General features: G+C 70.8%; 19 protein-coding genes and 1 pseudogene. 13 read left to right on the plus strand and 7 right to left on the minus strand.

Translation table 11 applies throughout. From position 1 onward, the window contains the following. The 8 genes from iscR to iscX all read left to right on the plus strand — a co-directional run bounded on the left by iscR (position 1) and on the right by iscX (position 6,112). Positions 1-552, plus strand: a complete 552-nt coding sequence (iscR, locus tag ACWTPI_RS06790) for a Fe-S cluster assembly transcriptional regulator IscR (RefSeq protein WP_029043269.1) — start codon at positions 1-3, stop codon at positions 550-552. 58 nt (positions 553-610) lie between these two features. Beyond that, entirely contained in the window at positions 611-1,834 is a 1,224-nt protein-coding gene (locus ACWTPI_RS06795) for an IscS subfamily cysteine desulfurase (RefSeq protein ID WP_269432163.1), read from the plus strand. Between the two features lie 49 nt (positions 1,835-1,883). After that, positions 1,884-2,288, plus strand: a complete 405-nt coding sequence (iscU, locus tag ACWTPI_RS06800; RefSeq protein ID WP_020201432.1) for a Fe-S cluster assembly scaffold IscU — start codon at positions 1,884-1,886, stop codon at positions 2,286-2,288. Between the two features lie 25 nt (positions 2,289-2,313). Beyond that, a complete protein-coding gene (iscA, locus tag ACWTPI_RS06805) occupies positions 2,314-2,634 on the plus strand; it encodes an iron-sulfur cluster assembly protein IscA (RefSeq protein WP_020201433.1) in 321 nt (106 codons plus the stop codon). A 358-nt stretch (positions 2,635-2,992) separates the two neighbouring features. After that, positions 2,993-3,511 (plus strand): Fe-S protein assembly co-chaperone HscB, encoded by a 519-nt coding sequence (gene hscB, locus ACWTPI_RS06810; protein WP_059412947.1) that lies wholly within the window; start codon positions 2,993-2,995, stop codon positions 3,509-3,511. Positions 3,512-3,620: 109 nt separating this feature from the next. Continuing rightward, positions 3,621-5,486 (plus strand): Fe-S protein assembly chaperone HscA, encoded by a 1,866-nt coding sequence (gene hscA / locus ACWTPI_RS06815; protein WP_020201435.1) that lies wholly within the window; start codon positions 3,621-3,623, stop codon positions 5,484-5,486. A 38-nt stretch (positions 5,487-5,524) separates the two neighbouring features. Continuing rightward, entirely contained in the window at positions 5,525-5,863 is a 339-nt protein-coding gene (gene fdx / locus ACWTPI_RS06820) for an ISC system 2Fe-2S type ferredoxin (RefSeq protein ID WP_020201436.1), read from the plus strand. Positions 5,864-5,917: 54 nt separating this feature from the next. Then, positions 5,918-6,112 carry a Fe-S cluster assembly protein IscX gene (iscX, locus tag ACWTPI_RS06825; RefSeq protein ID WP_020201437.1) on the plus strand — a complete coding sequence of 65 codons (195 nt, stop codon included), beginning with the start codon at positions 5,918-5,920 and terminating at the stop codon, positions 6,110-6,112. A 275-nt stretch (positions 6,113-6,387) separates the two neighbouring features. Here the strand turns inward: iscX and ACWTPI_RS06830 are convergent, their stop codons facing one another. The 4 genes from ACWTPI_RS06830 to prfB form a co-directional block, all read right to left on the minus strand. Further along, positions 6,388-7,104: a glycine zipper 2TM domain-containing protein gene (locus tag ACWTPI_RS06830; RefSeq protein WP_454731242.1), complete on the minus strand. Its 717-nt coding sequence runs from the start codon at positions 7,102-7,104 to the stop codon at positions 6,388-6,390. A gap of 324 nt (positions 7,105-7,428) precedes the next feature. Beyond that, positions 7,429-8,967 carry a lysine--tRNA ligase gene (gene lysS, locus ACWTPI_RS06835; RefSeq protein ID WP_454731243.1) on the minus strand — a complete coding sequence of 513 codons (1,539 nt, stop codon included), beginning with the start codon at positions 8,965-8,967 and terminating at the stop codon, positions 7,429-7,431. 56 nt (positions 8,968-9,023) lie between these two features. Continuing rightward, on the minus strand, positions 9,024-9,794 hold the full coding sequence (locus ACWTPI_RS06840) for an SDR family oxidoreductase (RefSeq protein ID WP_020201440.1): 771 nt from the start codon (positions 9,792-9,794) through the stop codon (positions 9,024-9,026). Positions 9,795-9,854: 60 nt separating this feature from the next. Then, positions 9,855-10,959 (minus strand): peptide chain release factor 2 gene (gene prfB / locus ACWTPI_RS06845; RefSeq protein WP_155887964.1). Its coding sequence is split into 2 segments (ribosomal slippage): positions 9,855-10,877 and positions 10,879-10,959, totalling 1,104 coding nucleotides; the frame shifts between segments, so codons are not numbered across the junction. Between the two features lie 287 nt (positions 10,960-11,246). Here prfB and ACWTPI_RS06850 point away from each other — a divergent pair. Continuing rightward, positions 11,247-11,990 (plus strand): peptidoglycan DD-metalloendopeptidase family protein, encoded by a 744-nt coding sequence (locus ACWTPI_RS06850; protein WP_454731244.1) that lies wholly within the window; start codon positions 11,247-11,249, stop codon positions 11,988-11,990. A 34-nt stretch (positions 11,991-12,024) separates the two neighbouring features. On the opposite strand, the gene recJ is transcribed toward ACWTPI_RS06850, so the two are convergent. Both recJ and ACWTPI_RS06860 read right to left on the minus strand, forming a co-directional pair. Then, positions 12,025-13,722, minus strand: coding sequence for a single-stranded-DNA-specific exonuclease RecJ (recJ, locus tag ACWTPI_RS06855; RefSeq protein ID WP_020201444.1), 1,698 nt, complete (start codon positions 13,720-13,722; stop codon positions 12,025-12,027). Positions 13,723-13,802: 80 nt separating this feature from the next. Continuing rightward, complete coding sequence (locus ACWTPI_RS06860; RefSeq protein ID WP_059412943.1) at positions 13,803-14,942, minus strand: hypothetical protein; 1,140 nt, start codon at positions 14,940-14,942, stop codon at positions 13,803-13,805. Between the two features lie 128 nt (positions 14,943-15,070). On the opposite strand from ACWTPI_RS06860, the gene ACWTPI_RS06865 reads away from it, so the two are divergent. The 4 genes and pseudogenes from ACWTPI_RS06865 to ACWTPI_RS06880 all read left to right on the plus strand — a co-directional run. Next, on the plus strand, positions 15,071-16,321 hold the full coding sequence (locus ACWTPI_RS06865) for a lipoprotein-releasing ABC transporter permease subunit (protein WP_020201446.1): 1,251 nt from the start codon (positions 15,071-15,073) through the stop codon (positions 16,319-16,321). After that, positions 16,314-17,060: a lipoprotein-releasing ABC transporter ATP-binding protein LolD gene (lolD, locus tag ACWTPI_RS06870; RefSeq protein WP_059412942.1), complete on the plus strand. Its 747-nt coding sequence runs from the start codon at positions 16,314-16,316 to the stop codon at positions 17,058-17,060. Before ACWTPI_RS06865 ends, lolD begins: the two co-directional genes overlap by 8 nt. 22 nt (positions 17,061-17,082) lie before the next feature. Continuing rightward, on the plus strand, positions 17,083-17,991 hold the full coding sequence (locus ACWTPI_RS06875) for a TatD family hydrolase (protein WP_454731245.1): 909 nt from the start codon (positions 17,083-17,085) through the stop codon (positions 17,989-17,991). 62 nt (positions 17,992-18,053) lie between these two features. Then, positions 18,054-20,474 (plus strand): annotated as a pseudogene (locus ACWTPI_RS06880) (DNA internalization-related competence protein ComEC/Rec2); the annotation flags it as partial. A gap of 22 nt (positions 20,475-20,496) precedes the next feature. Here the strand turns inward: ACWTPI_RS06880 and ACWTPI_RS06885 are convergent. Beyond that, complete coding sequence (locus ACWTPI_RS06885; protein ID WP_231586534.1) at positions 20,497-21,498, minus strand: MurR/RpiR family transcriptional regulator; 1,002 nt, start codon at positions 21,496-21,498, stop codon at positions 20,497-20,499. Positions 21,499-21,646 lie beyond the last annotated feature (148 nt).

Consider the following 21,646-nt stretch of genomic DNA (forward strand, 5'->3'; position numbering starts at 1 on the left):
ATGAGACTGACTACCAAAGGCCGCTTCGCGGTAACCGCCATGATCGACCTGGCCATGCGCCAGGATCAGGGTCCCGTTACGCTGGCCGGTATCAGCCAGCGCCAGAAAATCTCCCTGTCCTACCTGGAACAGCTGTTCGGCAAGCTGCGCCGCCACGAGATCGTGGAGAGCGTGCGCGGCCCGGGCGGCGGCTACAGCCTCGCGCGCAAGGCCGAGGACGTCACGGTTGCCGACATCATCATCGCCGTCGACGAGCCGCTGGACGCCACGCAATGCGGCGGCAAGGGCAATTGTAACGGAGATGAAGGAAACGGGCGCTGCATGACCCACGAGCTGTGGGCCACGCTGAACCAGAAGATGGTCGAGTACCTCGACTCCGTTTCCCTGAAGAACCTGGTCGACCAGCAGCGCGCCAAGTGCCCGACGGTGCTGCACGACATGCGCGAGGATGCCGCCGCGCACGCCGTGGCCACGCCGCGCGCGGTCCCCGAAAAGGAAAAGCCCGCGCGCCCGCGGGTGGTGAATTCGGTCTTCAGCCTGGCCCAGTCATAAGCGAGCACCCGGCCGGACAGATCAACTTCAAGCATTGCGGTCCCAAACAAAGGCAGTCATAACGATGAGCACCCCACATTTCCCCATCTACATGGATTACTCGGCCACCACCCCGGTGGACCCGCGCGTTGCCGACAAGATGATCCCGTACCTGCGCGAGCAGTTCGGCAATCCGGCGTCGCGCAGCCACGCCTACGGCTGGGACGCCGAGCGCGCGGTGGAAGAGGCGCGCGAGCAGGTGGCCGCGCTGGTGGGCGCCGATCCGCGCGAGATCGTCTGGACCTCGGGCGCGACCGAGTCGAACAACCTCGCCATCAAGGGCGCGGCGCATTTCTACTCGGGCAAGGGCAAGCACATCATCACGGTCAAGACCGAGCACAAGGCCGTGCTCGACACCACCCGCGAGCTGGAACGCCAGGGCTTCGAGGTGACCTACCTCGACGTGCAGGACAACGGCCTGGTCGATATCGACGTGTTCAAGGCGGCGCTCCGTCCGGACACCATCCTGGTCTCGGTGATGCTGGTCAACAACGAGATCGGCGTGATCCAGGACGTCGAGCAGATCGGCGAGATCTGCCGCGCCAAGGGCATCATCTTCCATTGCGACGCGGCCCAGGCCACCGGCAAGGTCGCCATCGACCTGAACACGCTCAAGTGCGACCTGATGTCGTTCTCGGCCCACAAGACCTACGGCCCCAAGGGCATCGGCGCGCTGTACGTGCGCCGCAAGCCGCGCGTGCGCATCGAGGCGCAGATGCACGGCGGCGGCCACGAGCGCGGCATGCGCTCGGGCACGCTGGCCACGCACCAGATCGTCGGCATGGGTGAGGCCTTCCGCATCGCCCGCGAGGAAATGGCCACCGAGAACGAGCGCATCCGCATGCTGCGCGACCGCCTGTGGCGCGGCCTGTCGGGCATGGAAGAGGTCTACCTGAACGGCGACATGGAGCGCCGCGTGCCCCACAACCTGAACGTCAGCTTCAACTTCGTCGAAGGCGAGTCGCTGATCATGGCCATCAAGGACGTGGCCGTGTCGTCGGGCTCGGCCTGCACCTCGGCTTCGCTGGAGCCGTCCTACGTGCTGCGCGCGCTGGGCCGCAACGACGAGCTGGCGCACAGCTCGATCCGCTTCACGGTGGGCCGCTTCACCACCGAGGCAGAAGTCGACTACACCGTCGAGCTGCTCAAGAGCAAGATCGCCAAGCTGCGCGACCTGTCGCCGCTGTGGGAGATGTTCAAGGACGGCGTGGACCTGAATTCCATCCAGTGGGCCGCGCACTGAGCGCCGAGGCCCCCAGCAAGACCCCATAAATACGCAAGAGGTAGCCAAAATGTCATACAGCAACAAGGTTCTCGACCACTATGAAAACCCCCGCAACGTGGGTTCGTTCGACAAGAACGACGACGCTGTGGGCACCGGCATGGTCGGCGCGCCGGCTTGCGGCGACGTGATGAAGCTGCAGATCAAGGTCAACGAGGCCGGCGTGATCGAAGACGCCAAGTTCAAGACCTACGGCTGCGGCTCGGCCATCGCCTCGTCGTCGCTGGTGACCGAATGGGTCAAGGGCAAGACCGTGGACCAGGCGCTGGAGATCAAGAACACGCACATCGCCGAGGAACTGGCGCTGCCGCCGGTGAAGATCCACTGCTCGATCCTGGCCGAGGACGCCATCAAGGCCGCGGTCGAGGACTACAAGAAGAAGCACGTGGGCGCAGCCGAGCAGAAGGCCGCCTGAGTTCAACGCAAGGGATGAAGCAGCGATGATCACGCTTACCGAGAAGGCCGCCAAGCACGTGGCGCGCTACCTGGACCGCCGCGGCAAGGGCGTTGGCCTGCGCCTGGGGGTCAAGACCACCGGCTGCTCGGGCCTGGCCTACAAGCTGGAATATGTCGACGACCTGCAGCCGGAGGACAGCGTGTTCGAGTCGCACGGCATCAAGGTGATCGTCGATCCCAAGAGCCTGCCGTACATCGATGGCACCGAGCTCGACTTCGCGCGCGAAGGCCTGAACGAGGGGTTCCGCTTCAACAACCCCAACGTCAAGGACGAGTGCGGCTGCGGAGAGTCGTTCCGCGTCTGAGCGCCCGCCGGGCGGCAGGCGTGGCGCGCGGCGGCGCCGGTTTCCATCGGGACGGCGAGCACCGCGGGTGGCCGGGCTCGATTGCGGTCATGGCGCATGCGCCATGACCCGCCCTGGCGATGCGGCCGCGGACCGCGCCCGAACGCGCGCTACGGATCGGCGTCCCGCCGGATTGCCTGACGCGCGACCACGGCGAGCCGCCGGCCAGGCGGGCAGTCCCGCCGAGGGGCTTGCCCGCGTCTGCCTTTGCCGCCGTTTTCCGCGACGCGGGACAGGGCCGGGAAGACCACGAACGGCAAGCTGACCTCGTCAGCAGCCTGGGGCGGCGCGGCCGCTCTTTTTTGTTTGGGGAAAGGTGTTGAAAGACGACTATTTCGCGCTGTTCGGCCTGCCAGCCACCTACACGGTGGATGAAGCCGCGCTGGACACCGCCTACCGCACCGTGCAGTCGCAGGCGCACCCGGACCGCTTCGCCAACGCCGGCGACGCCGAGCGCCGCGTCGCCATGCAGTGGGCCGCGCACGCCAACGAGGCCTACCGCACGCTGCGCCAGCCGCTCAAGCGCGCGATCTACCTGCTGTCGCTGCGCGGCGTGGACATCCAGGCCGAGAGCAACACCGCGATGGCGCCCGCGTTCCTGATGCAGCAGATGGAATGGCGCGAGGCGCTGCAGGAAGCGGTGGCCGGGCGGGACGTGGCGCGCCTCGACGCGCTGCTGCGCGAACTGCGCGGCGAGAAGCGCGAGCGCCACGCGGCGCTCGGCGCGCTGCTCGATGCCGGCGACGATGCCGCCGCCGGCGGCGCGGCCAGGCAATTGATGTTTATCGAGAAGATCGAACACGATACCAGCGAAGCGATCGACCGCCTGGAAGACTAGCCCGGCCGCCGGGCAGGTTCGCCCCGGCCATGCCACAATGGCGCCCCGGCGCGGGCCGCATCGCTGCAAGCGGTGATGCCCGCCACCGCACGAATAAAGACGATTCATCATGGCACTGCTCCAGATATCCGAACCCGGCATGTCGCCGGCTCCCCACCAGAAGCGGCTCGCGGTCGGCATCGACCTCGGCACGACCAACTCGCTGGTGGCGGCGGTTCGCAACAGCATTCCCGAAGTCCTGACCGACGAAAGCGGCCGCGCGCTGCTGCCGTCCGTGGTGCGCTACCTGCCCGGCAAGGGCACGCAGATCGGCTACCGCGCGCAGGACGAAGCGGTGCACGACCCCAAGAACACCATCGTCTCGGTCAAGCGCTTCATGGGCCGCGGCCTGCGCGACGTGACGCACATCGAGCACAGCCCCTACGATTTCGTCGACGCGCCCGGCATGGTGCAGATCAAGACCGCAGCCGGCGTGAAGAGCCCCGTGGAGATCTCGGCGGAAATCCTCGCCACGCTGCGCCAGCGCGCCGAGGACTCGCTCGGCGACGAGCTGGTCGGCGCCGTCATCACGGTGCCCGCGTACTTCGACGACGCCCAGCGCCAGGCCACCAAGGACGCGGCGCAACTGGCCGGCCTGGAAGTGCTGCGCCTGCTCAACGAGCCGACCGCGGCGGCCATCGCCTACGGCCTGGACAACGCCTCCGAAGGCATCTACGCGGTCTATGACCTCGGCGGCGGCACCTTCGACATCTCCATCCTCAAGCTCACCAAGGGCGTGTTCGAAGTCATGGCCACCGGCGGCGATTCCGCGCTCGGCGGCGACGACTTCGACCAGCGCGTGATGTGCTGGATCGTCGAGCAGGCCGGCCTGCAGCCGCTTTCGGCCGAAGACATGCGCCTGCTGCAGGTACGCGCCCGCGCCGCCAAGGAAGCGCTGTCGGCGGCCGACGCCACCGTGATCGACGCCGTGCTCAACAGCGGCGAGATCGTGCACCTGACGCTCACCGCGGCGGCCTTCGTCGAGATGACCGCGCCGCTGGTGCAGAAGACCCTGGCGCCGGTGCGCAAGGCGCTGCGCGACGCCGGCGTGGCCGCCGATGAGGTCAAGGGCGTGGTGCTGGTCGGCGGCGCCACGCGCACGCCTTCGATCCGCAAGGCGGTGGGCGAGTTCTTCGGCCAGCCGCCGCTGACCAACCTCGACCCGGACAAGGTGGTGGCGCTCGGCGCCGCCATGCAGGCCAACCTGCTGGCCGGCAACGGCGCGCCCGGCGAGGACTGGCTGCTGCTGGACGTGATCCCGCTCTCGCTGGGCGTGGAGACGATGGGCGGCCTGGTCGAGAAGATCATCCCGCGCAACAGCACCATCCCGGTGGCGCGCGCGCAGGAATTCACCACCTTCAAGGACGGCCAGACCGCGATGGCCATCCACGTGCTGCAGGGCGAGCGCGAGCTGGCGGCGGACTGCCGCTCGCTGGCGCGCTTCGAGCTGCGCGGCATCCCGCCGATGGTGGCGGGCGCGGCGCGCATCCGCGTGACCTACCAGGTCGACGCCGACGGCCTGCTGTCGGTCTTCGCGCGCGAGACGCAGTCGGGCGTGGAGGCCACCATCACCGTCAAGCCGTCCTACGGGCTGGCCGACGACGAGATCGCCCGCATGCTGCAGGACAGCTTCCGCGAAGCCGAGCACGACATGAAGAGCCGCGCCCTGGCCGAGGAGCGCGTGGAAGCCGCGCGCCTGGTCGAGGCCACCAGCCGCGCGCTCGAGACCGACGGCGAACTGCTCTCGGCCGACGAGCGCGCCGCCGTGGAGCGGCTGATCCAGGCGGTCGGCGACGTGGCCGCGGGCCAGGACCACCACGCCATCAAGGCCGCCGTGGAGGCGCTTTCCCGCGGCACCGACGAATTCGCCGCACGCCGCATGGACCGCTCGATCAAGAGCGCGCTGGCGGGCCGCAAGGTGCAGGACCTGGGCTGATCCCCGAGGCCGCGCCGTATCCATATCCAGGACAACCCATGCCACAGATCATCGTATTGCCCCACGTCGAACTCTGCCCGGAGGGCGCCGTGTTCGAAGCCGAGGCGGGCACCAGCATCTGCGATGCCTTGCTCAACAACGGCATCGAGATCGAGCACGCCTGCGAAAAGTCGTGCGCCTGCACCACCTGCCACGTGATCGTGCGCGAGGGCTTCGACTCGCTCGAGGACGCGGAGGAAAAGGAAGAGGACCTGCTCGACAAGGCCTGGGGCCTCGAGCCCAATTCGCGGCTCTCGTGCCAGGCGCTGGTCGCCGACGGCGACCTTACCGTGCAGATCCCGAAGTACACGATCAACCATGCCAAGGAAGAGCACTGAGCGCCCGCCGCGCGCCCCTGCCGCCTTCACGACCCGACCGGAGAGAGAGAGCCCATGAAGTGGACCGACACCTACGACATTGCCGCCGCGCTGTACGACAAGTACCCCGACGTCGATCCCGCCGCGATCCGTTTCACCGACCTGCACCGCTGGGTCATGGAGCTCGATGGCTTCGCCGACCTGCCCGACCGCTCGGGCGAGAAGATCCTGGAAGCGATCCAGGCCGCGTGGATCGAGGAAGCGGCGTAGGAAGTCGTTTCAAAAAGACCCTGGCGTCGCTGCGCTGCGCGGCAAGTTACTGGTTGTACTGTCTGCGGCCGCGCCCTTGCAGGGCGCATGCGCGCTGGCAGGCGCGCACCGCGCTGCGTGATCCGAGTTCCCTGCTTCGCCCTGGCCAGAACCGCTTTGCTTCATCTTGAAACGACTTCCAGGCCGCGAGGCAGGCAGGCTGGCAGCAGGTAAAGGGCCAAGGAAAAACGGGCGCGCGCGCCCGTTTTTCTTTGGCCGCCGGCACTGTGTCCGTCTCAGGCGGGGGCCAGCCCGCCGTCCTGCAGCCGGACCCGCTCGCCGACCTGCACGCCGGGATCGGCATGATAGGTGAAGGTGCGGTGCGTGCCGTTGTCCATCTGCACGCGGACCTGGTAGCTGGTGTCCTTGCGCACGCTCTTTTCGATCTGGTTGCCGGCGAAGCCGCCACCCACGGCGCCGGCCACGGTGCCGAGGATGCGGCCGTTGCCGCGGCCGATCTGGTTGCCCAGCAGGCCGCCGACCACGGCGCCGCCCACCGCGCCGAGGCCCGTGGCCGGCTTGGCGGTCTCGACCGGCGTGATGGCCACTACGCGGCCGAGGCTGGCGCTGGGTGGCGCGGACTGGCGCTGCGCATACGCGCCGTTGTCGGCGCGCCGGGGCGGCTGGGCCTGCGCGGCCGGCGCAGCGGGGGCGACAGCTTGCGCCGGCGCCGGATTCATGGCCTCGGGCGGCCGCGTGGTGCTGCCCGGCACGGGCTGCTGCGGCTGCTGGCTGACTGCGGCATTTTCCGCGGCGATCTGCGCGGTCAGCGACTGCGGCGCACCGGGCGCGGCCTTGCCGAGCGGCAGCACGCCGGTCATGGCGGCCACCGCCGTCAGGCTGGCGATCACGATGGCCACGGCCGCGGCGCCCACGAGCGGATGCAGGCGGCGTTGCGCGGGCAGCGCCGGCGCGGTGGATTCGCTGGACGGGTTCAGGGTCGGATTCGGCATGTCGTTTTCCTTGTGCGGTACCGAAAGCACACGTTGAGTTGAGCACACGCGGCTTCGATGTTTCCCGGTCTTGAGTCTGGCCGAATCCGCCGCCGTTTTCCGTTTGATTTTGTAAGTTTGTGTAGGGTGGATTTGCCCGTGGAATCAATGGCTTGGCCGAGGTGAGCCGGGCGCCGCGCCGGGCCGTTTGTAACAACGCCAGCCGCGGAAAGCAAAAAGCCCCATCGACGCGATGGGGCTCTGGGTCGCCGGCACGTTCAGCCGGCCGCTTGGGTTCGCCCCTCTCCTGCCAGCAGGAGATGAGCGCCAGCCATTCAGCAGCGTTCAGTCCTCGCGGCGCAGGTGCGGGAACAGGATGACGTCGCGGATGTTGGGGCTGTCGGTCAGCAGCATCACCAGGCGGTCGATGCCGATGCCGCAGCCGCCCGTCGGGGGCATGCCGTATTCCAGCGCGCGGATGTAGTCGGCGTCGAAGTACATGGCTTCCTCGTCGCCGGCGTCCTTCTGGTCGACCTGCTTGCGGAAGCGCTCGGCCTGGTCCTCGGCGTCGTTCAGCTCGGAGAAGCCGTTGGCGATCTCGCGGCCGGTGATGAACAGCTCGAAGCGCTCGGTGATGCCGGGCAGCGTGTCCGAGGCGCGCGCCAGCGGCGAGACTTCCACCGGGTAGTCGACGATGTAGGTCGGCTCCCACAGCTGGCTTTCGGCGGTTTCCTCGAACAGCACCAGCTGCAGCGTGCCCAGACCCGCGTTGAGGAACTGCGGCGCGCCGGTGTTGACGCCGAACTTCTTCAGCTCGGCGCGCAGGAAGTCCACGTCGGCCAGTTGCGCGTCGGTGTACTGCGGCGCGTATTTCTGGATCGCCTGGCAGATGGTGAGGCGGTGGAACGGCTTGGACAGGTCCAGCTCGCGGCCCTGGTAGGTCAGCACGGCGCTGCCGCGCGCGTCGATGGCGGCCTGGCGGATCAGGTTCTCGGTGAAGTCCATCAGCCAGCGGTAGTCGGTGTACGCGGCGTAGAACTCCATCATGGTGAACTCGGGGTTGTGGCGCGGGCTCACCCCCTCGTTGCGGAAATTGCGGTTGATCTCGAACACGCGCTCGAAGCCGCCCACCACCAGGCGCTTGAGGTACAGCTCGGGCGCGATGCGCAGGAACATCTGCATGTCCAGCGCGTTGTGGTGCGTGATGAAGGGCTTGGCCGCGGCGCCGCCCGGGATCGGGTGCAGCATCGGCGTTTCCACTTCCATGAAGTCCGCGTCGGCCATGTGGCGGCGCAGCGAGCTGATGGCCTGGGTGCGCGCGCGGAAGGTGGCGCGCGTCTCCGGCGACACGATCAGGTCGACGTAGCGCTGGCGGTATTTCAGCTCCTGGTCCGACAGGCCGTAGAAATCGCCGGGCAGCGGGCGCAGGCTCTTGGACAGCAGGCGCAGCTCGCTGACCGCCACCGACAGCTCGCCGGTCCTGGTCTTCATCAGCGTGCCGCGCGCGGCGATGATGTCGCCGAGGTCCCACTTCTTGAAGGCGGCGTAGACCTCTTCGCCGATCGCGTCGCGGCTGATGTAGAACTGGATGCGGCCGGCGCCGTCCTGCACGGTGGCGAAGCTGGCCTTGCCCATCACGCGCTTGAGCATCATGCGCCCGGCGATGGCGACCTCGACCGGCGCCGCTTCGAGCGCGGCCTGGTCGGTTTCGCCGTACTGCGCGTGCAGCGCGGCGGACTGGTGGGTCGGGCGGAAGTCGTTGGGGAAGGCCACGCCTTGCTGGCGCAGGGCCTGCAGCTTCTCGCGCCGTTCCGCGATGATCTTGTTTTCGTCGGCTGCGGCGGGGGCGTTGGCCTCGGCGGGAGCGCGGTTGGAGTCGGTCATGGTGTTTTGGTGAGGCGCGCGGCGGGCCGCGCGCGTGTCAGGCGGTTCAGGGCGATTCAGGTATTGCGGATGTCGTCGAGCTCGGTGCTGCCGAAGTCCGGGCGGTCGAGGTAGGCCGCGATGCGGCGCGCGGTGTCCTCGGCCGAGGCGAGCTGGTCGTTGTCCTTGAGGTCGCGGAAGCGCTGCACCTGCGCGAAGTCGGCGCCGCGGATGGTGGCCTGCATGCTGGTGTCGACCACGCCCGGGGCCAGCGCCACCGCGCGCACGCCGCGTTCGGCCGGCGCCTGCGCGTACTCGGCGTTGACCGAGCGCACGAACATGTCGAGCCCGGCCTTGCCGGCGCAGTAGGCGGCCCAGCCCTCGACCGGGCGGCGCGCCGCGCCGGACGAGATCGCCAGCACCTTGCGCGGGCAGCCGAAGCGCTCGGTGCGCGCCAGGAAGGCCGCGGTCATGGTCATCGGCGTGGCCAGGTTGGTGAGCAGGTGCGGCACCAGCGTGGCTTCCTGCAGCGCGGCCACCGGGCCGATCGGCTCGATCATGCCCGCGTTGAGGATCAGCGTGGCGCTGGCGGGCGCCTCGTCGACCGCGTCGAGCACGCTGCCCAGCCACGCCGCGGCAGGCCCGGCCTGCGACAGGTCCTGCAGGTGCCAGGCCACCTTGACGCCGCTGGCGGCGGCGGCCTGTTCCAGTTCGGGATTGCGGTTGCGCGCCACGCAGATCAGGCGGTGGCCCGGCTTGAGCAGGGCCTGCGCCAGCGCGGCACCGAGCCCGCGCGAGGTGCCGGTGATGATGAACAGGTGCGTTGCTGCGGTCGATGCTGCGGTCATGGTCGGATGGGTCCGGCAGGTGAGTCGCGCCGCGCCGCCGGGCGGCGGCGCGGGGTCGTGTTACAGGCCTTGCTTGAGGCTGGCCTCGATGAACGGGTCCAGGTCGCCGTCCAGCACCTTCTGCGTGTTGGACATTTCCACGTTGGTGCGCAGGTCCTTGATGCGGCTCTGGTCCAGCACGTAGGAGCGGATCTGGTGGCCCCAGCCCACGTCGGTCTTGCCGGCCTCGAGCTTGTCGGCCTCGGCCTGGCGCTTGCGCATCTCGTGCTCGTACAGGCGCGACTTCAGCATCGACATGGCCTCGGCGCGGTTGCGGTGCTGCGAGCGGTCGTTCTGGCACTGCACCACGATGCCGGTCGGGATGTGCGTGATCCGCACGGCCGAATCGGTCTTGTTGATGTGCTGGCCGCCCGCGCCCGAGGCGCGGTAGGTGTCCACGCGCAGGTCCGCCGGATTGACCTCGACCTCGAACGAATCGTCCACCTCGGGGTAGACGAACACCGACGAGAACGAGGTGTGCCGGCCGCCCGACGAGTCGAACGGCGACTTGCGCACCAGGCGGTGCACGCCGGTCTCGGTGCGCAGGTAGCCGAACGCGTATTCGCCCTCGATCTTGATGGTGGCGCTCTTGATGCCGGCCACGTCGCCCTCGGACTCTTCCAGCACCTCGGCCTTGAAGCCCTTGCGCTCGCAGTACTTCAGGTACTGGCGCAGCAGCATCGAGGCCCAGTCGCAGGCCTCGGTGCCGCCGGCGCCGGCCTGGATGTCGATGAACGCGTTGGCCTGGTCCATCTCGCCCGAGAACATGCGGCGGAATTCCATGTCCGCGACGACGGCCTCGAAGCCCTTGACGTCGGCCTCGATGGCTTCCATCGTGTCGTCGTCGCCTTCCTCGCGCGCGAGCTCGAACAGCTCCTCGGCGCCCGAAAGGTCATCCGTGAGCTTGCCGAGGACGCCGACCACGCCCTCCAGCATCTTCTTTTCCTTGCCGAGGTCCTGGGCCTTCTTGGGGTTGTTCCAGACCTCGGGATCCTCGAGTTCGCCGTTGACTTCGTCGAGCCGTCCTACCTTGACATCGTAGTCAAAGATACCCCCGTAGATCTTCCGTCCGGGAACGGAGATCGGAGATGGCACCGGAAATGGCGTTGAGGCGTTCTGCTTCCATGATGTTCTGCGCTTTTCAAAACCTTGAATTATAGCGGATCGGGGGCTGTTCCCCCGCACCGGGCGGCGCGCGGCGGACAATTTCGAACGGTTCGCTTGCCGAACGGTCTACAGTTGCGGGTGCGGCATGGCAGACTTGCGGCAGGCCCGCGCCGGCGGGGGTCCGCCGGGCACCCCGCCGGCCGCCTTCGAAATAGCCGTTCAGACATGGACAAGGATGGACGATAAGCACGCATGAAGCCAAGCAATCACGAGACGACCGAGACGACCAGAAGCGAGAGGGCAAGGATGACCGGGACGACCGACACGACCGACACGACCAATGGCCGCCGCCGCCGCGCGCTCGGCCTGCTGGCCGCCGCGGCCGCGGCGTGCCTCGCGGCGGGCTGCGGCACCCTGGCCAGCGAGCCGGCGCCGGACGGCTACTACCGGGTGCAGAGCGGCGACACCCTGTACAGCGTGGCCCAGCGCCACAAGCGCTCGGTGCGCGACCTGACGCGCTGGAACCAGCTGCCCAGCGCCGACCGCATCGAGGTCGGCCAGTTGCTGCGCATCCGCCCGCCCGGCAGCGGCACCGCCAGCGCCGGCGGCAGCGCGGGCAGCGGCAGCGGCCCGGTGGCCGTGCGCGACACCCCGCGCGTGGACAGCAGCCCGCCGGCGCGCGCGCCGGCCACCAGCATCCGCCTGCAATGGCCGGCCGAGGGCCGCGTCACGGCGGGCTACGGGCCGCCCGCCAGCAAGGGCCTGAGCATCGACACGCCGCCCGGCAGCGCGGTGCGCGCCGCCGCCGCGGGCAAGGCCATCCACGTGGGCAACCTGCGCGGCTACGGCATGCTGGTCATCATCAAGCACGACGACAACTGGCTGACGGTCTACGGCAACCTCGACAAGCCCTCGGTCAGCGAAGGCGCGCAGGTGTCCGGCGGCCAGGAGGTCGGGCGCATGGGCAGGTCCGACAGCGAGCTGCACTTCGAGGTGCGCAACAACGGCAAGCCGGTCGACCCGGCCGGGCTGCTGCCCGCGCGCGGCTGAGGCGGGCGGGCCTGAGTAGCGGCGGGCGCCGCCGCTACTGCGCGTGCTCGATCACCATCTGCACGCGCGTGACGCCGTTGAAGGTGTTGTTGTCCAGCCGGTAGGCCACCAGCGCGCTGGCGCCGAGCGAATCGGCGTGGTTGAACCAGATCGCGTCGAAGCGCTGGCTGCCGCGCCCGAGCTGCAGCTTGAGGTGCTTGCCCTTGAGCACGCTCTGGCGCAGCACGTCGAACTCGCCGCAGAAGGTCGGCGCGGGAAAGCCCTGGCCCCACACCTGCTGCTCTAGCAGCGCGACGAATTCCGGGCTGAAGCAGCCGTCCTCGATGTCGCCGTCGGTCTCGATCACGCGCGCGAGCTGCTCGTCGTCCAGCCATTCGCGTCCCACCGCCTCGAACGCTTCCGTGAACTCGCCGAAGGTGTCCGCGCGCAGCGTCAGGCCGGCCGCCATCGCATGGCCGCCGAACTTGACCAGCAGGCCGGGATGGCGCTTGGACACCAGGTCCAGCGCGTCGCGCAGGTGGAAGCCGGGGATCGAGCGGCCCGAGCCCTTGATGGTGCCGTCGTCGCCGGGCGCGAAGGTGATGGTCGGCCGGTGGTATTTCTCCTTGAGCCGCGACGCCACGATGCCGATCACGCCCTGGTGCCAGGTATCGTTGAACACGCTCACGGTGAAGCGCGCGGCCGGGTCCAGCGCGCCCAGCGGGCCTTCCAGGATGCGCAGCGCTTCCTGCTGCATGCCGGCCTCGATGTCGCGGCGCTCGCGGTTCATGCCGTCGAGTTCCTGGGCGATTTCCCACGCGCGGCTGGCGTCGTCGGTGAGCAGGCATTCGATGCCGAGCGACATGTCGGCCAGCCGCCCGGCCGCGTTCAGGCGCGGGCCCACGCCGAAGCCGAGGTCGAAGGTGTTGGCGCGCGCGGCTTCGCGCCCGGCGGCGCGGAACAGCGCGGCCACGCCCGCGTGCATGCGCCCGGCGCGCATGCGCTTGAGGCCCTGCGCCACCAGGATGCGGTTGTTGCTGTCGAGCTTGACCACGTCGGCCACCGTGCCCAGCGCCACCAGGTCGAGCAGGGCGTCCAGGCGCGGCTGGGTCTGCGCGTCGAACGCGCCGCGGCGGCGCAGCTCGGCGCGCAGTGCCAGCAGCACGTAGAACATCACGCCCACGCCGGCCAGGTTCTTGCTCGGGAAGGCGCAGCCGGGCTGGTTGGGGTTGACGATCACCGCCGCGTCCGGCAGCTGCTCGCCGGGCAGGTGATGGTCGGTCACCACCACGTCGATGCCGAGCGCGTTGGCCGCCGCCACGCCGTCCACGCTGGCGATGCCGTTGTCCACCGTGACGATCACGTCGGGCTGCTGCCGCGCGGCCAGCGCCACGATCTCCGGCGTCAGGCCGTAGCCGTACTCGAAGCGGTTCGGCACGATGTAGTCGACGCGCGCGCCCAGCATGCGCAGGCCGCGCACGCCCACCGCGCAGGCGGTGGCGCCGTCGCAGTCGTAGTCGGCCACGATCAGCAGCCGGCGGCCGGCGGCGATGGCGTCGGCCAGGTAGGTGGCGGCGTGGCCGATGCCTTTCATCGTGTCCGGCGGCATCAGCCCCGGCAGCTCGGTGGCGAGCTCGGCCGGCGCGCGCACGCCGCGCGCCGACAGGATGCGGGCCAGCGTGGGGTGCAGGCCGGCGCCTGCCAGCGTGCCGGCGTGTTCGGCGGAAAAGGAGCGGACGGCGATTCGGGTCATGTGGAGGCAGGCAGGAAAACGGGGTGAGGCGTTCGGGCGGTCAGTCGGCCGGGTGGCTGGGCGTTAGGTCATCCGGCCGTTCAGGCGGCATAGGCCAGGTCGGACAGCAGCGCGCGCCAGTCGCCGCGCGCGCCCAGGCCGCGCCAGAACTTGCGCAGGTCGGCGCGGCGCACGGTGAACTCGGCATAGTGGTTGTCGCCGGCCAGCACCAGCGTCAGGGCCGGCAGCGCGCCGCTCTCCAGCGCGGCCAGCGCCGGGGCGAACCAGTTGGCCTCGAGCGCGTGCATGCGCTCGATCCACAGGCCCCAGTCCTCGCCGATGTGGGCTTCGGTGGCGTCGTCCAGCAGCGCCAGCGCGCTGTCGGCGGTCCCGGCTGCCGCGGCGTCGAAGCGCGGCGGCAGCGGCTGGCAGGCCGCGCCGCCCGCCAGCGCCAGCCCGCGCAGGAAGGCGTCGTCGCCGAGCACGGCGCCGGCCAGGCGCGGCACCGCCTGCAGCGTGCCGCCGCCGTGCAGCCAGACCGAATTGACGGCCGGCTTGCCGGCGGCCTCGCGGGCCTGGTTGACGCGGTGGTCGTGCCAGGTCATCTGGATCTCGTTCTGGACGCGGCGCCAGTCGCGCGCGCGCTCGCCGGCCTGCATCCACATGTCGATATTGCGCCCGCTGGCGCGCAGCGGGCTGGTGGCGACCAGCGGGCCGAACGCGGCCTCGGGCAGATACCAGCGCGCCGGCTGCGGCGTTTCCAGCACGATGCCCGATTCCTCCAGCAGGCCGGCCACCGCCGCGTGCAGGGCCGCCGCCTCGTCGGCGCGCAGGCCCAGGTGGGCCGGGTTCATCAGCACCAGGTGGTCGCGCGCGGCGTGGATGTGCACCGGCTGCAGGCAGGCCCAGGCCTGGCCGCCGCCGTTACCGTCGCCGCCGTCGTCCGGCAGGCCCGCGGCGGCGCGGTCGGCCAGCCGCATGAAGGGGGCGCTGGGCACGCGGGTGGTGTCCAGCCCGGCGCGCCCGGCCAGCCAGCGCTCGTGCGGCAGCGAGCGCAGGAAGGGATCGTCGTGCCGCTCGCGCGGGCCGGGGCTGGCGCGGGTCAGCAACTTTCCGAGCGCCGGCAACTCCAACTGGCGCAGCAGCGCCTCCAGCATGGCGTCGTTGCCGCCGCCGTCCGCGTCGGTCGCGGCGCCCGGCGGCACGGAAAAGGGCACAATCAGGGTCAGGTGCGTCATCATGATGGCCGAGATTGTAAACTTCCGGCTGGCGGGCGGCGGAAATATCGCCCGGACAGGCGTCGGCGGCAGCACCGCCGGCGGTGCCGGCGACGTGGCGCCGGCGTTTCTCCTCAACGACAGGGATCCTCTTGAACTTTCCGTACGAATGGCAGATCGGCTGGCGCTACACCCGCGCCAGCAAGCGCGCCAGCCGCAACACCTTCATTTCCTTCATCTCGATGATCTCCATGCTCGGCATCGCGCTGGGCGTGGCGGCGCTGATCGTGGTGCTGTCGGTCATGAACGGCTTCCAGAAAGAGGTGCGCGACCGCATGCTGTCGGTGCTCTCGCACATCGAGGTGGTCGGCCCGGGCGCGCTGCCCGACTGGCAGAAGACCGCCGCCGAGGCCGAGCGCAACAAGGAAGTGATCGGCGCGGCGCCCTATGTGGCGGCCCAGGCCATGCTGACCCGCGAGGAAGCCGTGCGCGGCGTGCTGCTGCGCGGCGTCGAGCCCGGCCAGGAGCCCAAGGTCTCCGACATCGGCAAGCAGTTCCGCGCCGGCAGCATGGACAGCCTGGCGCCCGGCAGCTTCGACATCGCGCTCGGCAACGAGCTGGCCAACGCGATCGGCGTGCAGGTCGGCGACAAGGTCACGCTGGTGGTGCCGCAGGGCACCATCACGCCGGCCGGCGTGCTGCCGCGGCTCAAGCAGTTCACCGTGACGGGCATCTTCTCGTCCGGCCATTTCGAGTTCGACAACGCGCTGGCGCTGATCAACCTGCAGGACGCCGAGACCCTGTTCCGGCTGGCCGGCCCGACCGGCGTGCGCCTCAAGCTGAGCGACATGCAGCGCGCGCCGCAGGTGGCCGACGAACTGGCCGGCACGCTCTCGGGCGAGCTCTACCTGCGCGACTGGTCCAAGCAGAACCGCAACTGGTTCGCCGCGGTGCAGACCGAGAAGCGCATGATGTTCATCATCCTCACGCTGATCATCGCGGTGGCGGCCTTCAACCTGGTGTCCACGCTGGTCATGACCGTGACCGACAAGCAGGCCGACATCGCCATCCTGCGCACGATGGGCGCGCAGCCGAGCTCCATCACCAAGATCTTCATCGTGCAGGGCGTGGCGATCGGTTTCATCGGCACGCTGGCCGGGGTGGCCGGCGGCGCGCTGATCGCCTGCAACATCGACGTGATCGTGCCCTTCATCGAGCGGCTGCTGCACGTGCAGTTCCTGCCGCGCGACATCTATTTCATCAGCGAACTGCCTTCGGACCCCCGCGTGAACGACATCGCCACCATCGGCATCCTCTCCTTCGTGCTGGCCACGCTGGCCACGCTCTACCCAAGCTGGCGCGCCGCCCGCGTCAACCCGGCGGAGGCGCTGCGCTATGAGTGAAGCCATGCTGCGCAGCGCCCCCGAAGGCGCCGCCGCGTCCGTGCCGGCCGCGCCCGCCGGCACCCCGGTGCTGATGGCCGAGGGCCTGACCAAGCGCTTCCGCCAGGGCGGCCTCGACGTGACCGTGCTCAAGGGCGTGGACGTGCGCGTCGACGCCGGCGAGAAGGTGGCCATCGTCGGCGCGTCGGGCTCGGGCAAGAGCACGCTGCTCCATGTGCTGGGCGGGCTGGACAACCCGGACAGCGGCCGCGTCGCGCTCAAGGGCAAGCCGTTCACCGCGCTGCGCGAGAGCGAGCGCAATATCGCGCGCAACCGCGACCTGGGCTTCATCTACCAGTTCCACCACCTGCTGCCCGAGTTCACCGCGCTCGACAACGTGGCCATGCCGATGCGCATCCGCGGCCTGAAGCAGGGCGAGGCGCGCGCCGCGGCACAGGCCGTGCTCGAGCGCGTGGGCCTGGGCGAACGCGCCCAGCATCGCCCCGGCGAGCTGTCCGGCGGCGAGCGCCAGCGCGTGGCGATCGCGCGCGCGCTGGTGGGCAGCCCGGCCTGCGTGCTGGCCGACGAGCCCACCGGCAACCTCGACGACCACACCGCGGGCGGCGTCTACGACCTGATGCTGGAACTGTCGCGCACGCTCGGCACCAGCTTCGTGATCGTGACCCACGACCTCGACCTCGCCAGCCGCTGCGACCGCGTGCTGCGCCTGCGCGACGGGCACCTGCACCGCGAGCGCTGAAGCGCGCAGGACGCCGCCGCCCATGTGGATCGACACCCACTGCCATCTCGACGCCGCCGAGTTCGACGCCGACCGCGACGCCGTCGCGGCGGCCGCGGCCGCGGCCGGCGTGAGCGGCATCGTGCTGCCGGCGGTGGCGGTGTCGAACTTCGCCGCGGTGCGCGCGCTGGCGCGGCGCCACGCGGGCTGCGTCTACGCGCTCGGCATCCATCCGCTCTACACGCCCGGCGCCGGGCAGGCCGATCTCGATGCGCTGCGGCGCGAGGTGGCGGCCTCGCTGGACGATCCGCGCTTCGTCGGCATCGGCGAGATCGGCCTCGATTTCTTCGTGCCCGGGCTCGACGCGCAGCACCAGGCCTGGATCTACGGCGAGCAGCTCAAGCTCGCGCGCGAGTTCGACCTGCCGGTGCTGCTGCACGTGCGCAAGTCGCAGGACCAGGTGGCGGCGCAGCTGCGCCGCGCGGGCGTGCGCCAGGGTATCGCCCATGCGTTCAACGGCAGCCCGCAGCAGGCGCGGGGCTTCGTCGACCAGGGCCTGAAGCTGGGCTTCGGCGGCAACATGACCTTCAGCCGCGCGAAGCAGATCCGGCGTTTGGCGCAGGAACTGCCGCTCGAGGCCATCGTGCTGGAGACCGACGCGCCCGACATCGCGCCCGCCTGGCTGTCCGACGACCAGTTCGGCGAGCAGCACAAGGCGCGCAACACGCCCGCCGAAACGGCCGGCGTGGCGCGGGCGCTGGGCGAGCTGCGCGGCATCGGCGCGCCCGCGCTGGCGCAGGCGATGTGGCGCAACTCGGTGGCCGCGCTGCCGCGCCTGGCGGCATTCGAGGCCACCATGTTCCCGGCCGGCGCTTTGTCCGCCGACTCGTTCGCCGACCAGCCCACCGACAAGCCCGCCGACACAAACGGCAACCTTTCCGTTTCTTCCTGACAAGTTTTCCGCCGCGCGCCGGCCGTATAAACGGACCCTGGTGAATTCGTCCGGGAATCCGCATGCGTCTGGTCCTGATCGCCTTCGTGGCGGGAAGCTGGTGGCTGCAGCAGCAAGGCGCGCTGCCGGGCCGCGGGGCCGGCTGGGCGCTGGCGGCGGCGGGCCTGCTGGCGGCGCTGCTCGCGGTCCTGCTGCGCGCCCGGCATCCGGCCCGGGCGCGCGCGGCCCTGTGCGCGTTTTCCGTGCTGGCCGGCTTCGGCTGGTCGGCGTGGCGCGCGGACGCGCGGCTCGGCGAGCGGCTGGCGCCGGCGCTCGAAGGCATCGACCTCGTCGTGAGCGGCGTGGTCGCGGGGCTGCCCGCGCCGGCCGCGCGCGGGCAGCGCTTCGAATTTGCGCCCGATGCCGTGCCCGGGATTTCACGCGATACCGTGTCCTATCTCGCCTCCGATACCGCACCCGACGCCGCACCCGATGCGCCGGCCGGCGGTGGGCGCCCCGCGCCGCGCCTGCCGCCGCGCGTCGTGCTCGGCTGGGAGGACGCGCCGGACGGCCTGCTGCCGGGCCAGCGGCGCGTCTTCGCGCTGCGCCTGACGCGGCCGCACGGGCTGGCCAACCCGCACGGCTTCGACTACGAATTCTGGCTGCTGGCGGCCGGGCTCGGCGCCACCGGCTACGTGCGCGCCGAGCGCGCTCCGCCGCGCGAGGCCGTGGGCGAGCGGCTGGAATGGCGCATCGCGCGCTGGCGCGCGCGCGTGCGCGACCACGTGCTCGCCAGCCTGCCCGCCGGCGCGCGCTTCGGCCCGGTGCTGGCGGCGCTGGTGGTGGGCGACCAGCGCGGCATCCAGCCGCGCGACTGGACCTTGTTCACGCGCACCGGCATCGGCCACCTGATCAGCATCTCGGGCCTGCACATCACCATGATCTCGGGCCTGTGCGGCGCGCTGGTCCACTGGCTGTGGCGGCATTCGCTAGGCCTGGGGCATTGGCTGCGCCGGCCCCTGCCGCTGTGGTGGCCGGCGCGGCGCGCGGCGCTGGTGGCGGCGGTGCTGGCGGCTTTCGCCTACGGCCTGCTGGCGGGCATGCAGGTGCCGGCGCAGCGTACCGTGTCGATGCTGGCGGTGGCGGCGCTGGCGCTGTGGAGCGGGCGCGCGCCGCCGGCCTCGCTGGTGCTGGCGTGGGCCGCGTTCGCGGCGGTCGCGCTCGATCCGTGGGCGGTGCTGGCGCCCGGCTTCTGGCTGTCGTTCGGCGCGGTGGGCGTGATTTTCCTGGCTGCCGCCCGGCCGGCGCGCGGGCCGGGCGCCGCGCGCTGGCCGCGGCTGCGCCACGCGCTGGCGCAGGCCGCGCGCACGCAGTGGGTGGTGACGATCGGGCTGGTGCCGCTGACGCTGCTGCTGTTCGGGCAGGTCTCGGTGATCTCGCCGCTGGCCAACGCGGTGGCGATCCCGCTGGTCAGCCTGGTGGTCACGCCGCTGGCGCTGCTGGCCGCGGCCATGCCCGCGCCGCTGGCGGGCTGGCTGCTGGCGCCGGCCCATCTGCTGCTGGCGTGGCTGGCGGCCGCGCTGGAGGCGCTGGCGGCACCGCCGTGGGCGGTCTGGCAGGCGGCGCGCGCGGGGCCGCTGGCCGGCGCGCTGGCCACGCTCGGCGCGCTGCTGTTGCTGGCCCCGCTGCGCTGCGGGCTGCGCGCGCGCCTGCATGGCGTGGCGCTGCTGCTGCCGATGGTGGTGGCGGGGCGGCAGCCGGTCGCGCATGGCGAGTTCCGCGCCACGGCGCTCGACATCGGGCAGGGCACGGCGGTGCTGGTGGAGACGCGCTCGCGCGTGCTGCTGTACGACGCCGGGCCGGCCTACGGCTGGGGCGCCGGCGCGGCGCAGCCCGGCAACAGCGCCGGCGCGCGCGTGATCGCGCCGTATCTGCGCGGCGCCGGCGTGCGCGCGCTCGACCGCCTGGTCATCAGCCATGAAGACGCCGACCATGCCGGCGGCGCGCGCGACGTGATGGCGGCGCTGCCGGTGCGCGACCTGCTGACCGCCGCGCCGGCCGGGCATCCGCTGCTGGCGCCGCCCGACGGCGTGGCGCCGCCGCCAGCGCGGCCATGCGCGGCGGGGCAGCGGTGGCAATGGGACGGCGTGGCATTCTCGATGCTGCATCCGCTGCCGGCGGCGGCGGGCAATACCGCGCTCGACAGCAATGCGCGCTCGTGCGTGCTCAAGGTGGCGGGCAGCGCGCGCAGCCTGCTGCTGACCGGCGACATCGGCCGGCGCGACGAGGCTGCCTTGCTGGCGCGCCTGCCGGCGCAGGACCTGCGCGCGGACTTCCTGCAGGCGCCGCACCACGGCAGCGGCACCTCGTCGGGCGCGTCGTTCCTGGCGGTGATGTCGCCGGAGCTGGCGCTGTTCCAGCTTGGCTACCGCAACCGCTACCGGCATCCGCGCGCCGACGTGTGGGCGCGCTATGCCTCGCGCGGGATCGCGCGCTACCGCAGCGACGAAACCGGCGCGGTCCAGCTCACGACGCGCGGCGCGGCCTACGTGCTGCGGGCTTACCGGCAGCACGAGCGGCGCTACTGGCGCGCGGCGCCGGTTGCGCCCGATCCTGGCGATCCTGCGCCCGAGCCCCCGCCTGGGGGCCGGCCTGAACCCCGGCCTGGACCCCCTTGACCCGGGCCGGCTCGGCCTGCGCGATGCGGCGCTCGCGCAGGTGCGCCTTGGCGCGCTGCAGGCCGGCGGAGACGATGTCGGCGCGCTCGAGCGCCACGCCGGCGGCGAGCACGTCGCCCAGCACCAGGTGGCAGATGCGCGAGGTCATCGGCGTGTAGACCTCGCTGTCTTCCTCCACGTCGGAGAACACGCAGACGTCGGCCAGCTTGGCCAGCGGCGAGCCGCTGTGCGTCAGCGCCAGCACGCTGGCGCCGCTGGCGCGCGCCAGCGTGGCGGCGGCCAGCATGTCCCAGGTGCGGCCGCTGTTGGACACCAGCACCGCCACGTCGCCGGGGCCCAGCAGCGCGGCCGACATGCTGAACACGTGCGAGTCCGAATACGCGGTGGTGGGAATGCCGAGGCGGAAGAACTTGTGCTGGATGTCCAGCGCGACGATGCCCGAGTTGCCGCAGCCGTAGAACTCGATGCGGTGCGCGGCGGCGAGCAGCTTGATGCCGTGCTCGATCTGGTCCGCCGAGAGCGCGTTGCGCACCGTCATCAGCGTGGCGATGGTGCGGTCGAACACCTTGCCGGCGATGTCGGCGGGGCGGTCCTCGGCCTTGACGTCCTGGTGCACGAAGGGCGTGCCGCCGCCCACGTTCTGCGCGAACTGCAGCTTGAACTCGCGGAAGCCGTCGTAGCCGAGCGCGGCGCAGAAGCGCGCGATGGTCGGCTGCGACACGCCGGCGCGCTCGGCCAGCTCGGGCATGGACAGGCGGATCACGCTGGCGCCGTGGCGCGCCACGTAGTCGGCCAGGCGGCGTTCGGAGGGGCGGAGCGTGTCGTAGACGGCAAGGATTCGTTCGCGCATGTCGGCAGGCGGGATCTCTCGTGCCCGCGCGCGCCGGACATGGCTGCCGGGATCGCGCGGGCTTGGGGTTCGATTGGGAATGTAGATATTCTACAGAATTCGCGCTGCGATTCGCCCGGCGCCGCGCTCGGGGATGGCTAGGGATTTC

The organism is Cupriavidus ulmosensis (assembly GCF_977008105.1).

What these genes read in the sequence shown, in the direction of transcription:
- iscR (WP_029043269.1), top strand. Translation starts at nt 1, where the DNA reads ATGAGACTGACTACCAAAGGCCGCTTCGCGGTAACCGCCATGATCGAC.
- iscU (WP_020201432.1), top strand. Translation starts at nt 1,884, where the DNA reads ATGTCATACAGCAACAAGGTTCTCGACCACTATGAAAACCCCCGCAAC.
- iscA (WP_020201433.1), top strand. Translation starts at nt 2,314, where the DNA reads ATGATCACGCTTACCGAGAAGGCCGCCAAGCACGTGGCGCGCTACCTG.
- hscA (WP_020201435.1), top strand. Translation starts at nt 3,621, where the DNA reads ATGGCACTGCTCCAGATATCCGAACCCGGCATGTCGCCGGCTCCCCAC.
- fdx (WP_020201436.1), top strand. Translation starts at nt 5,525, where the DNA reads ATGCCACAGATCATCGTATTGCCCCACGTCGAACTCTGCCCGGAGGGC.
- iscX (WP_020201437.1), top strand. Translation starts at nt 5,918, where the DNA reads ATGAAGTGGACCGACACCTACGACATTGCCGCCGCGCTGTACGACAAG.
- ACWTPI_RS06830 (WP_454731242.1), bottom strand. Translation starts at nt 7,104, where the DNA reads ATGCCGAATCCGACCCTGAACCCGTCCAGCGAATCCACCGCGCCGGCG.
- lysS (WP_454731243.1), bottom strand. Translation starts at nt 8,967, where the DNA reads ATGACCGACTCCAACCGCGCTCCCGCCGAGGCCAACGCCCCCGCCGCA.
- ACWTPI_RS06840 (WP_020201440.1), bottom strand. Translation starts at nt 9,794, where the DNA reads ATGACCGCAGCATCGACCGCAGCAACGCACCTGTTCATCATCACCGGC.
- ACWTPI_RS06850 (WP_454731244.1), top strand. Translation starts at nt 11,247, where the DNA reads ATGACCGGGACGACCGACACGACCGACACGACCAATGGCCGCCGCCGC.
- recJ (WP_020201444.1), bottom strand. Translation starts at nt 13,722, where the DNA reads ATGACCCGAATCGCCGTCCGCTCCTTTTCCGCCGAACACGCCGGCACG.
- ACWTPI_RS06860 (WP_059412943.1), bottom strand. Translation starts at nt 14,942, where the DNA reads ATGATGACGCACCTGACCCTGATTGTGCCCTTTTCCGTGCCGCCGGGC.
- lolD (WP_059412942.1), top strand. Translation starts at nt 16,314, where the DNA reads ATGAGTGAAGCCATGCTGCGCAGCGCCCCCGAAGGCGCCGCCGCGTCC.
- ACWTPI_RS06875 (WP_454731245.1), top strand. Translation starts at nt 17,083, where the DNA reads ATGTGGATCGACACCCACTGCCATCTCGACGCCGCCGAGTTCGACGCC.
- ACWTPI_RS06885 (WP_231586534.1), bottom strand. Translation starts at nt 21,498, where the DNA reads ATGCGCGAACGAATCCTTGCCGTCTACGACACGCTCCGCCCCTCCGAA.